The sequence below is a fragment of the Streptomyces sp. NPDC101191 genome, from assembly GCF_044767915.1.
In the GTDB taxonomy this organism is placed as follows: Bacteria; Actinomycetota; Actinomycetes; order Streptomycetales; family Streptomycetaceae; genus Streptomyces.
Map to the genome: position 1 here is coordinate 322,160 of NZ_JBIWOU010000008.1, position 12,068 is coordinate 334,227.

General features: G+C 73.0%; 8 protein-coding genes. 3 read left to right on the top strand and 5 right to left on the bottom strand.

Annotated features, from left to right (window positions below):
* The first annotated feature begins 93 nt into the window (after nucleotides 1-93).
* Nucleotides 94-885 carry a transcriptional repressor LexA gene (lexA, locus tag ACIRQF_RS29730; RefSeq protein WP_376628582.1) on the top strand — a complete coding sequence of 264 codons (792 nt, stop codon included), beginning with the start codon at nucleotides 94-96 and terminating at the stop codon, nucleotides 883-885.
* 147 nt (nucleotides 886-1,032) lie between these two features.
* Here lexA and ACIRQF_RS29735 read toward each other — a convergent pair whose 3' ends face one another.
* From ACIRQF_RS29735 to ACIRQF_RS29755, 5 genes are all read right to left on the bottom strand, one after another.
* Nucleotides 1,033-3,009 (bottom strand): ATP-dependent DNA helicase, encoded by a 1,977-nt coding sequence (locus ACIRQF_RS29735; RefSeq protein ID WP_404096565.1) that lies wholly within the window; start codon nucleotides 3,007-3,009, stop codon nucleotides 1,033-1,035.
* 50 nt (nucleotides 3,010-3,059) lie between these two features.
* The gene (locus tag ACIRQF_RS29740) at nucleotides 3,060-4,856 is read right to left on the bottom strand and encodes an IucA/IucC family protein (protein WP_404096568.1); all 1,797 of its coding nucleotides are present in this window, start codon (nucleotides 4,854-4,856) and stop codon (nucleotides 3,060-3,062) included.
* Nucleotides 4,857-4,922: 66 nt separating this feature from the next.
* Complete coding sequence (locus ACIRQF_RS29745; protein ID WP_404096570.1) at nucleotides 4,923-5,633, bottom strand: GNAT family N-acetyltransferase; 711 nt, start codon at nucleotides 5,631-5,633, stop codon at nucleotides 4,923-4,925.
* 150 nt (nucleotides 5,634-5,783) lie between these two features.
* Nucleotides 5,784-7,670 (bottom strand): IucA/IucC family protein, encoded by a 1,887-nt coding sequence (locus ACIRQF_RS29750; RefSeq protein WP_404096573.1) that lies wholly within the window; start codon nucleotides 7,668-7,670, stop codon nucleotides 5,784-5,786.
* Nucleotides 7,671-7,717: 47 nt separating this feature from the next.
* Nucleotides 7,718-9,148 carry a diaminobutyrate--2-oxoglutarate transaminase family protein gene (locus ACIRQF_RS29755; RefSeq protein ID WP_376628573.1) on the bottom strand — a complete coding sequence of 477 codons (1,431 nt, stop codon included), beginning with the start codon at nucleotides 9,146-9,148 and terminating at the stop codon, nucleotides 7,718-7,720.
* A gap of 319 nt (nucleotides 9,149-9,467) precedes the next feature.
* Between ACIRQF_RS29755 and ACIRQF_RS29760 the strand changes: the two genes are divergently transcribed.
* Together ACIRQF_RS29760 and ACIRQF_RS29765 are read left to right on the top strand one after the other, a co-directional pair.
* Nucleotides 9,468-10,646, top strand: coding sequence for a trypsin-like serine peptidase (locus ACIRQF_RS29760; protein ID WP_382481554.1), 1,179 nt, complete (start codon nucleotides 9,468-9,470; stop codon nucleotides 10,644-10,646).
* A 157-nt stretch (nucleotides 10,647-10,803) separates the two neighbouring features.
* Nucleotides 10,804-11,985, top strand: a complete 1,182-nt coding sequence (locus ACIRQF_RS29765) for a trypsin-like serine peptidase (RefSeq protein ID WP_404096576.1) — start codon at nucleotides 10,804-10,806, stop codon at nucleotides 11,983-11,985.
* Nucleotides 11,986-12,068: the final 83 nt, after the last annotated feature.

Sequence of the window (12,068 nt, forward strand, 5' to 3'; positions counted from 1 at the left end):
GCGAATTTTCACTCGAACGTGTGTTTGGCGCAACCTTTCGAAAGCTACTACCGTTGTGCCAGCCAGGGAGACCATTCGAGAGGGGCCGCCGACGTGACCACCACCGCAGACAGTGCCACCATCACTGCCCAGGACCGCTCCCAGGGCCGACTCGAGCCGGTGCACGCCATGAATGACTCAGTCATGAACGGGGAGGGGGAGCCCGGGCGACCCGCGCGCTCGCTCCCCGGACGACCTCCAGGCATCAGGGCGGACAGCTCGGGCCTCACCGACCGCCAGCGCCGTGTCATCGAGGTCATCCGCGACTCGGTACAGCGCCGCGGGTACCCGCCGTCGATGCGCGAGATCGGGCAGGCCGTGGGCCTCTCCAGCACCTCGTCGGTGGCGCACCAGCTCATGGCCCTGGAGCGCAAGGGCTTCCTGCGCCGCGACCCGCACCGCCCGCGGGCCTACGAGGTGCGCGGCTCGGACCAGCCGAGCACGCAGCCGACGGACACCACGGGCAAGCCCGCCGCCTCCTACGTCCCCCTGGTCGGACGCATCGCGGCCGGTGGCCCCATCCTGGCCGAGGAGTCCGTCGAGGACGTCTTCCCGCTGCCCCGGCAGCTGGTCGGTGACGGCGAGCTGTTCGTCCTCAAGGTGGTCGGCGACTCGATGATCGAGGCGGCGATCTGCGACGGGGACTGGGTCACGGTCCGCCGCCAGCCCGTCGCCGAGAACGGGGACATCGTGGCCGCCATGCTCGACGGCGAGGCCACGGTGAAGCGCTTCAAGCGCGAGGACGGCCACGTCTGGCTGCTGCCGCACAACGCGGCGTACCAGCCGATCCCTGGTGACGAGGCCACCATCCTCGGCAAGGTCGTCGCCGTACTGCGACGGGTGTGACCCCACCTCGTCGGCCCTGAACCGGGCCCCGGGACCCACTGCGCCGGTCCCGGGGCCTGCTGTCTTTTCCCGGCTGCCTTCGGCCTCGTTCGGGGGCTCCGTCACCGTGGGGGCCCACTACCAGGGCCACCACGGTGTCCGCCCCCGCTACGCCTCCGCCGCGGCCCGGGCCGCGGCGTCGATGGCCGCCAGGGACTTCCGCACCTGGTTGCGGTCCGTCGTGTACCAGAAGTCGGGGAGCGAGGCCTTCAGATAGCTGCCGTACCGCGCGGTCGCCAGCCGGGGATCGAGAATGGCGACCACACCGCGGTCCCCCGTCGCCCGTACCAGCCGGCCGGCGCCCTGCGCCATGAGCAGCGCCGCGTGCGTCGCCGCCACCGCCATGAATCCGTTGCCGCCGGCGTCCTCGACCGCCTTCTGGCGCGCGCTCATCAGCGGGTCGTCCGGGCGCGGGAAGGGGATCTTGTCCATGACGACCAGCTGACAGTTCGGCCCCGGGACGTCCACGCCCTGCCAGAGGGAGAGCGTGCCGAAGAGGCAGGTCTTCGGGTCGGCGGCGAAGTTCTTGATCAGCTCACCGAGGGTGTCCTCGCCCTGGAGCAGGACGGGCAGCTCGGGAATCCTGGTCCGCAGCTCCTCGGCCGCCTGCTGGGCGGCGCGCATGGAGGAGAACAGGCCGAGGGTGCGTCCACCGGCGGCCTGCATGAGCTCGGTCAGCTCGTCCAGCATGTCGCCGCGCTCGCCGTCCCGCGCGGGCCGGTTCAGATGCTTCGCGACGTAGAGGATGCCCTGCCGCGGATAGTCGAAGGGCGAGCCGACGTCGATGCCCTTCCACACCGGCAGGTCCTCGCCCTGGGTGCCCTCCGGGGCGAGGCCCAGCGAGGCGCCCACTCCGTTGAAGTCGCCGCCCAGCTTGAGGGTGGCGGAGGTGAGGACGACCGAGCGGTCGGCGAACAGCTTCTCGCGCAGCAGGCCCGACACCGACAGCGGCGCGACCCGCAGCGAGGCCCCGAACCGGTCGTGCCGCTCGTACCAGACGACGTCGTACTCGGAGCCCTGGGTGATCCGCTCGGCGACCCCGTGGACGGACTCCACGGACGCCAGGGCCTGCTTGCGGACCGCGTCCTCGTCCTGCACCGAGCGGTCCCGCGTGGAGCCGAGGGCCGTGATCACCGCACGCGAAGCGTCGCGCAGGGCCATCAGCGCGTAGGCGAGGTCCTCCGGGATCTTCTCCAGGCGGCCGGGCAGCGCCAGCTCCATCAGCCGCTCGAAGCCCTCCGCGGCGGTCTGCAGCTGATCGGCGACCTGCTCGTCGACCAGCTTCGCCGAGCGCCGGACCGCACGGTTGACCTGCCCCGGGGTGAGCTCGCCGGTGGCGACCCCCGTCACCCGGGAGACCAGCTCGTGGGCCTCGTCGACGATCAGCACCTCGTGCTGCGGCAGCACCGGCGCACCCTCGATGGCGTCGATGGCGAGCAGCGCGTGGTTCGTGACGACGACCTCGGCCAGCTTGGCGCGCTCGCGGGCCGCCTCGGCGAAGCATTCCGCCCCGTACGCGCACTTGCTCGCGCCCAGGCATTCGCGCGAGGAGACGGAGACCTGGCCCCAGGCGCGGTCGGAGACGCCCGGGGTGAGGTCGTCCCGGTCACCGGTCTCGGTCTCGTCGGACCAGTCACGCAGCCGCAGCAGGTCCTGGCCGAGCTTGCTGGTGGGGGCCGCCGCCTCGAAGGGGTCGAAGAGACCCTCCTCCTCGTCCTGCGGCACGCCTTCGTGGAGGCGGTGCAGGCAGAGGTAGTTCGAGCGGCCCTTGAGCATGGCGAACTCGGGGCGCCGCCGCAGCTGCGGGTGCAGCGCGTCGACGGTCCGCGGCAGGTCGCGCTCGACGAGCTGGCGCTGGAGCGCCAGCGTCGCCGTCGCGACCACCACCCGCTCTCCCTGCGCCAGCGCCGGCACGAGATAGCCGAGCGACTTACCGGTGCCGGTGCCGGCCTGGACGAGGAGGTGGGAACCGTCGTCGATGGCCTCGGCCACGGCCTCGGCCATGGTGACCTGGCCGGGGCGCTCCACACCGCCGACGGCGGAGACGGCGGCGTGGAGGAGATCGGGGAGGGATGGCTTCGTCATAGCCCTTCCACCCTACGGGGCGGCACCGACAGCCGGGGTCGTCACGGTGATCATGCGAGCGGGTTCGGGACGGTGCCGTGGACGGCGGCGTGGGGCCGCTCGGGGCGGTCGCGGTAGCCGTCGAGATGGAGGCGGTTGCGGTTCAGACAGAGCCGGTCGATCCGCGGCACGAGGAGGTCGAACAGCTCGAACCGTTCCTTCAGCTCCGGGAAGCGCGCCTGGTGCCGGAGGATCTCGGCGCGCACGAGCGTCCAGAACTCCTCCTCCGGGACGTCCAGTTGTTCCTCGAAAAGCGGCGCAAGGTAGCGGAAGACGCCCACGAAGAGGCCCGAATGGATGAACTGGGTGAGGAAGTCGGGCTCCTCCGTGAGCAGCACGGCCCGCACGTCGTCCGGCATCGTGGCGTGCTCGGGGAGCGGCACGGCGCTGATGTTCACGTCGTCCACGAAGTCCTTGATCGCCAGGCGCACGGGCACGTCCTGCTCGTCGAAGACGACGATGGCGTTCTCGCCGTGCGGGGAGAAGACCGTGCCGTAGCGGTAGAGGAAGTGCAGCAGCGGGGGCAGCAGGGCCGCGAAGAGGCGCTGGAGCCAGGCCCGCGGGGCGAGCCCCGAGCGCTCGACGAGCTCGGCGGAGAAGGCCCGGCCGCCGGGGTCGGTGTGGAGCAGCGAGGCGAGGGTGCGGGCGCGTTCGCCCGGGGGGAGCCGCAGGGGCTCGCGCCAGATGGCGCCGAGGAGTTCCTTGTACTGGTACGGCACTTCCGGCAGCCGGTCGTACAGCGGGTGCTCGACGGTGACGGAGGCGACCTCGCCGAGGAGGATCACGCCGCACTCCTCGCGCAGGAAGGGATCGGCGTCGCGCAGCCCGTGGACCCAGGCGGTGACGGCGGGGGCGGCGAGGGTCCGCTCGGTGGGCAGGCCGCGCCAGACCAGGGTGTTGAGGACGGACAGGGGCAGCTTGACGGTGTGCCGGTCGGGGCGGGTGGTGTTGAGGAAGGTGCGGATGGACTGCTGCGGCAGCCGGAGGTCGCCGTCGGCCGGGAGCGGGACCACGGCCCCGGAGGTGATGGCGGGGGCGAAGAGCGGCAGCAGGATCTCGTCCCACTGCCAGGGGTGGACGGGCAGCAGGAGGTACGCGTCCGGGTCGAGACCGCGAGCGCGCAGGGTGGCGTGGAAGGTCTCGCGCACCTCGGGGTCGAGTTCGCGGGCGTACAGCCGGTCGGGGGTGTCGAGGCCGGCGACACCGCGGTAGGCGGCGATCCGGCTGCTGACGGCGATCCACGGCAGCGGGGCGGGGCGGCGGGCCTCGGGGGCCCAGCGCGCGGCGTCGCCGGCGGAGAAGCCGATCCGGCCCTTGTTGACCACGAGCCACGGGTGCCCGGTCTGGTGCCCTTCGAGCTCCGCGTAGCCGAGGTCGGCGAGGCGGGCGGCGGGCAGGGCGGTGTGGGCGAGCCGGGCGTCCGCGGCGAGGGTGGTGCTGAGCTCGCGGATGAGGTGGCCGAGGGTGGCGCCGTCGAGGCCGAGGAGGCGGCGGGCGCGGACGAGGAAGTCCAGCGGGTCGGTGGCGGGGCGGCCGTCGAGGGTGAGCGAGTCGGGGTCGACGAGCCAGCCGAGGTACGCGCCGCGGCGGGCGGTGAAGGCGAGGGTGGCGCCGTCGTCGAGGGTGAGCGTGTAGCGGTCGGGGCCGTCGGCGGGCCGGGGCTCCACGATCTCCTCGTACGCGAACTCCGCGACGGCCTTGGCGAGTAGCCGGGAGGAGGCCCGCGACCAGGCCCCGGGGTTCAGCTCGGGTGGAGCGGACAGGACGGGCGGTGCGGATTGTGCGGAGTCGTGGGGTGCAGGGGACATCGACACGAGGACTCCTCGGAGTGGGAACCGCTGTGGGTCGAGCGGTGTATGTAAGGCAGAGGGTGTTCAGAGGACGTGACGCAGGGCGCGGTCGCGGACCATGAGCGCGGCTCGTTTGTCGGGCAGGCCGACTTCCGCGGAGAGCCGGAAGCCGGCGCCGAGGAAGGCGGCCACGGAGGGGGTGTTGCGCAGGTCGGGTTCGGCGAGGACCCGGGTGCATCGGGGGCGGTTGTCGAGGATGAGGTCGGCCACGGCCCGCAGCAGGGTGGTGCCGACGCCGCGGCCTCGGTCGGCGACTCCTCCGATGAGGAGGTGGATGCCGGTGTCGTGCGGGCGCGCGGGGTAGTGGCGGGCGAGCGGGTCGAGGTCGGCGCGGTAGATCTCGAAGTAGCTCATCGGCGTGGAGTCGAGGACGCCGAGGCAGGGCACGCTGCGTCCGTCGCCGTCGAGTTGGGCGCGGAGGTGCTCGGCGGTCACGCTCTCGGGGCCTTCGAGTTCCCAGAAGGCGGCCACGGCCGGGTCGTTCATCCAGCGGGCGATGAGCGGCAGGTCGCGGTCCGGCCTGACGGGGACGAGTTGGAAGCGGCCGACCGGGGTGGCGGCGGGCTGCCAGCCGGCGACGTCGTCGAGCAGGTCGCCGTGGGTGCGCTTGCTCGTCCGGTCCGGGGCGAGAAGGGCGACGAGTTCCTCGGGCAGGTGGAGGTCCAGGGTGTCGTCGGCGCCCCGGTCCACGGCGGGCGGGGTGGCGGTGCCGGGGTGCGCTTCGGTGGGAGGCACGGGTGCGCTCTCCTCTCGGCGGGTCGGTGACGGGGGTGAGGTGGGGCGGACGGACGGGTGCGCACGAGGGACCAGCGGTGTTCGGACGGTGGGAACGCCGCTCCCGGTGGTGCGAGGACGGGGCCGGATCGCGTGATCGGCCAGCGGTGTTCAGGAGCGGAGGGGGTTGGTGATGGTGACGTAGACGGACTGGGTGTCGACGGGCCCGACGAGCTCGTCGAGGCCGTGCAGGCGGGTGAGGAGGTTGGCCTTGCAGCGCAGGGTCGCTGCTTCCAGGAGCCGGTGCGGCAGCGGGGAGCCGAGGCCGGTGGCGGAGGCGAGGAACTGGCGCAGGGCGGCCAGCAGGACGCGTTCGTCGGCGAGCTGCTGGGAGCCGAAGGCGCCGATGAGGCCGAGGACGTTGTTGATGCCGAGGTAGTAGGCGAAGCGTTCGTCGGTGACCTGGTCGGAGACGAAGGTGTCGCTGAGGGTGCCGATGCCGGGGAGGCGGTTCTCCAGCTCGTCGCGGCGGGACTCGCGGAAGTAGTAGCCCTGGTTGTCGCGGTAGCGGCCGCCGGTGGGCCAGCCCTCGGGGTCGAGGAGGACCAGGGTGTTCTGCTGGTGGGCTTCGAGGGCCACACCGGCCTGGCCGTCCAGCCACAGCACGGGCCGGACGACGAGGTCGAGGTAGCGCAGGAACCACTCGGCGGCGACGGCCGTGGTGGGGCGTCCGGTGCGGGCGGCGAGCCGGAGGACGAGTTCGGCGAGGCGGGAGCGCATCCGCGGGGAGCCGGGCCAGGGGCGCGGGGCGGTGAGCGCGGCGAGGCAGACGGCGTCGTCGCCGGCTGCGAAGGGGTTGTGCCGGATCATGACGTCGAGTCCGGGCACGTGCTCGCCGTCGGGGGTGTCGACCGCGAGCCAGGCCGGGTCGCGAACGATGTCGAAGCCGGGGTGGGCGGCCTGCCACTGGTCGACGAGGCCGGTCCGCAGGAGGCGGTGCACCTCGACTCCCCGGTGGAGTTCCTTGCGGAGGTTCTCCCGGCGGGAGTTGGTGATCCGCACGCCGAGGGAGAGCTTGAGCATGGACCGGGCGCCGGGGCGGTGCACGGTGCGGACGGAGGAGGTGGGGTGCCAGGGGGCGCCGTAGGGGCCGAGGTCGTGGAGGAGGCCGGCGTCGAGGAGGGCGGCGACGGCGGGGCGGTGCCGGAGCTCGCGGGCCTGCCAGGGGTGGAGCGGCAGCGCGGCGGTGCCGGCGGGGAGGTCGAGGCCCTCGGCGAGGCCCGCGGTGAGCTGGGGGGCGGCGACGGGGCGGCCCTGTTCGGTCCAGGCGGAGTCGGTGGCGAGGACGGTGTGGTCGACGGCCATCCAATGGAGGGGGAAGGCGCCGTGCAACTCGGGTGAGTAGAGCCGGGCTTCGGCTTCGGAGAGGCCTTCGCGGCTTTTGGGGGTGGGGTGCAGCGGGTGGCCGAGCAGCAGGGACTGTTCGGCGGTGAGGAAGAGGTCGGCCTCGGGGTGGGGCCGGGGGGCGCGGCGGCGTTCGGCGATGAACTCGGTGGTGCGGCGGGCGGAGTCGGCGACGCGGCCGACGAGTTCGGTGCCTTCGGGACGGCCGGTCTCCCGGCTGAGCAGGGCGGCGACGGTGACGGCGTCGACGGCCGGCGCCGTGGCGGGGAGCCCTTCGAGGGTGGGGGCGCCGAAGCGGTGCCAGCCGGTGGGCGACCAGTGGCGGACGGGCACGAGGAGGGCGGTGCCGCTGGCGTCGAGGGGGATGCGCAGGGGGCCGCCGGCGTGGGGGGCGGGCAGGTTCTTCTCCCGTACCCAGCAGCGCAGCAGGTTCTCGACGGCGGCGCTGTCGGCCGCCCGGGCGGCGTCGGGGTCGTCCAGCGGGTCGGCCCAGGGGGCGGGCGCGGAGGTGGATGCCAGCGGCGGGGTGGGGACGGGCGCCGACCCGAGGGGGGTGTGGGGGCCGGGGTACTGGCGGGGGACGGTGGGCTCGGCGGTCAGCGGGCCGCCGGAGGTGCCGGTTCCGGTGGTCTCGGAGGCGGGGGTGGGGTTCACGGGGCTTCCTTGGGAGGGGGAAGGGGCCGGTCGGGGTCGGTCCGGATTCAGTGGGACGGCCCGGACGGGCGGGGCCGGTGGGTCCGTTCGGCGGCGGCCAGGGCGTCGGCGAAGCGGTCGAGGACGGCGGCCGCCTGCTCGTCGGTGAGGGTGAGCGGGGGCAGCAGGCGGACGACCGCGTTGTGGCGGCCGCCGAGTTCGACGATGAGACCGCGGTCGAGGCAGTGGCGCTGGACGGCGAGGGCGAGCTCGGGGTCCGGCGGCGGGGCGACGTCGTGGGTCCCGGGGGCCGCGGTGACGAGGGCCTCGGGGTCGACCAGTTCGACGCCGATCATCAGGCCGCGGCCCCGGACGTCGCCGATGCGGGGGTCGGCGGCGGCGAGGCCCTGGAGCTGTCCGAGCATGCGGGCGCCGAGGGTGCCGGCGCGTTCGGCGAGCCTGTTCTCCCGGACGTAGGCGAGGGTGGCGGCGCCGGCGGCCATCGCGAGCTGGTTGCCGCGGAAGGTGCCGGCGTGGGCGCCGGGTTCCCAGGCGTCGAGCTCCGCCTTGTAGACGACGACGGCGAGCGGGAGGGAGCCGCCGATGGCCTTGGACAGGACCATCACATCGGGGACGACGCCGCTGTGGTCGACGGCCCAGAAGGCGCCGGTGCGGCCGACGCCGGTCTGGATCTCGTCGGCGATGAGCGGGATGGAGCGGGCCTCGGTGATCTCCCGCATGCGGCGCAGCCAGCCGTCCGGGGCGGGGATGACGCCTCCCTCGCCCTGGACGGGTTCGAGGATCATCCCGGCGGGGTCGGGGACGCCGCTCTTGGGGTCGTCGAGCACGCTCTCGGTCCAGCGGGCGGCCAGTTCGGCTCCGCGGTCGCCGCCGACGCCGAAGGGGCACCGGTAGTCGCGCGGGTAGGGCAGCCGGGCGACGCGGACGTCGGTGGCGCCGCCTGAGGCGTCGAGGGCGCCGGCCGTCATGCCGTGGTAGGCGCCGCTGAAGGAGAGGACGCCCCGCCGGCCGGTGGCGGTGCGGACGAGTTTGAGCGCGGCCTCGACTGCGTCGGTGCCGGCGGGTCCGCAGAACTGGATGCGGGCGTCGGCGGCGAGCTTCTCCGGCAGGGTGGCGAACAGCTCGGTGACGAAGGCGTCCTTGACCGGAGTGGCCAGGTCCAGGACGTGCAGCGGCGCACCGGAGTCGAGGACCCTGCGGATGGCTTCCAGGACCACCGGGTGGTTGTGACCGAGCGCGAGGGTGCCCGCGCCCGACAGACAGTCCAGATAGCGCCGCCCGTCGGCGCCCTCGATGGTGAGTCCCCTGGCCCGTACCGGGACGATGGGCAGCGAGCGCGCGTAGGTGCGCGCCGCGGATTCGCGCTGCGCCTGCCGGCGCAGGATGCCCTCGTGCGCGCCCCCCTCGCCGGTCGCGCGACGGTCCTCGTGGATCAGTGCGCCCGGTGGTACGGCCGGAGCTGGTTCGGTCACGGCCACGGCTCGGTGTCCTCCCGCGATAACAGTTGCCTTGCACATCGGTACGTTGCAGGGCTGCCCGCCGGGCGTCCTGAAGGCTGCCGATGGGTCCCCCGTACGTACCAACGACGGGGCCCGCCGGGGATCACGGGCGGATGCGGAGTTCCTTGGCGTGTCCCGGATCACGGCACGGCAACGGCCTGGTGGAGGACGGAACCGCGGACCTGCGTCGTACCGTCCCACCCGGCACCGGCATAGTGGGAGCTTCGTGCGGCGCGGCATCCCGCGCCGACGCTGTTCACTGATGCACAAGTTGACGTAGTCCCAGGGGGATCACGAGATGCGATCGATTCGTCCGCTGCTGGCCGCAGCGTCCGCCGTCGCGGCGCTGACGCTGACGGCGACTGCCTGCGGTCCGACCGAGGACAACGCGGGGGGTGACAAGCCCAGCGCCACCGCGACCCCGTCCGGAGGCGGGAAGATCACGATTCCGGACGACGTGAAGAAGCGTCTGAAGGAGCACGGGATAGACGTCGACAGGTGGCGTGGCGGCGAGTGGAAGAACTGGGACAGGGACAAGTGGCTGCGTGAGGCCAAGGACTTCGTCAACCCGATCATCGAGGACCTCTGGGACCCGGACCGGATGCGGGACGCCGAGCGCCCGGACAAGCCGGTCGAGGAGGAGGACATCTCGGGTGACAAGGGTGTGACGGACCCGACGCCGGAGCCGGTGAAGGCGAAGGCCGTGGAGGCGCCGTACCACGCGAACTCGCCGGCCTCCGGCAAGGTCTTCTTCGACGGCCCCGAGGGCTCGATGGTCTGCTCGGCGACGGTCGTTCAGGACCCGGCGCACCCGGGCAGGTCCAACATGGTGTGGACGGCCGGGCACTGTGTGCACGCGGGCAAGAAGGGCGGCTGGTACCGCAACATCGCCTTCGTGCCGTCGTACAACAACGCCGGGAAGCCGACCGCCGCGCTGGAGAGCGCGACGCGCGAGGAGATCGCACCGTACGGCGTGTGGTGGAGCGACTGGGCGCAGACCTCGCAGCAGTGGATCGACCAGGGCGGGCAGACCGGCGGCAAGGGCGCTCCGTACGACTTCGCCGTGCTGCACGTGACGCCGGAGAAGGGCTCCACCGGCAAGTCGCTGGAGGAGACGGTCGGTTCGGCGCTTCCGGTGGACTTCAACGCGCCGGCGGTGCCGAAGATCGCGAACATGACCGCCACCGGTTTCCCGGCGGGCAAGCCCTTCGACGGGCAGAAGATGTACCAGTGCACGGACAAGCCGGGCCGGCTCTCGGTGAAGGCCGAACAGCCGACGATGTACCGCATCGGCTGCACCATGACCGGCGGTTCGTCCGGCGGCGGCTGGGTGGCCCCCGGCAAGGACGGCAGGCCGGCGCTGGTGTCGAACACCTCGATCGGTCCGGTGACGGCGGGCTGGCTGGCCGGTCCGCGGCTGGGCGCCGAGGCCAAGGCCCTCTACGAGGGCGTGAGCAAGAAGTACGCGAACCAGTAGGTCGCGCCGGTGGGTCGGGCGGGACCTACTGCGGTCCCGCCCGGCCCGTACGGGCATACTGTGCACCGCTAGTGACGCGTCCATGGCAATCACCTCCCGAGCGGCCGTAGCCGACCGCGGGACCGGACGCGCGAACACCCCAGGGGGACACCACTTCATGCGTTCCATACGACTCCTGCCCGCCGTCACCGGCGTGGCGGCGGCGCTGGCCATCGCGCTGACCGCCACGGCCTGCGGCCCCACGGAGACCCCGGCGGCGGACAAGCCGGCCGACACCACCGCCACCGCGAGCCCCTCCGAGGGCGGCTCCGGCTCCGACACCTCCGATCTGGCGAACGGCTTCGCCGACAAGCTGAAGAAGCACGGCGTCGACGTCGACAAGTGGAAGGGCGGTGAGTGGAAGAACTGGGACCGGGACACCTGGCTCCGTGAGGCCGAGGACTTCGTCAACCCGGTCATCGACGGCCTCTGGGACACCGAGCGGATGCAGTCCGCGAAGAGCCCCGACCCGACCGTCGAGACCCAGGCGACCTCCGGCGGCAGCGACCCCGTGCCGCGTCCGGTGACGGCGCAGCGCGAGAAGACGCCGTACCACCGCTACGCGGCCCCGGTCGGCAAGATCTTCTTCGACGCCCCCGAGGGCCACATGGTCTGCTCCGGCACGATCGTGAAGGACCCGCGCCGCCCCGGTAAGTCCAACCTCGTGTGGACGGCCGGGCACTGCGTCCACGCGGGCAAGAAGGGCGGCTGGTACCGCAACCTCACCTTCGTCCCGGCCTTCAACGACCTGGGCAAGTCCCCCGCCGCGCTGCGCAACGCGCAGCCGCACGAGGTCTACCCCTACGGCCAGTACTGGGCCGACTGGGCCGTGACCTCCGGCGAGTGGATCCAGGGCGGTGGCACCAACCAGGCCTGGCCGTACGACTACGCCGTGCTGCACGTCCAGCCGCAGCAGGGCCGCAAGTCCCTGGAGGAGACGGTGGGCGTGGCCCTGCCGGTCGACTTCTCGGCTCCGACCCCCGCGCAGGCCGGCACCGTCGGTGCCTGGGGCTACCCGGCCGCGCCGCCGTACAACGGCATGATCATGCACAAGTGCCTGGACCGCGCGACGCGTCTGTCCACGGCCCCGGTCACGCCGACCATGTACCGGATCGGCTGCACCATGACCGGCGGTTCGTCCGGCGGCGGTTGGTTCCGCGCGCTGCCCAACGGCACCACGGCGCTGGTGTCGAACACCTCCATCGGCCCCGCCGGCCGCAACGGCTGGCTCGCCGGACCGCAGCTGGGCCGGGGCGCCAAGGCCGCCCACGAGATGGTCAGCAAGAAGTTCGCCCGCTGACCTGACACGACACACGAAGGCGCCGGCCGTCTCCCGCGGGGAGACGGCCGGCGCCTTCTTCGTGTGCGACGCCCGAGGCGTGC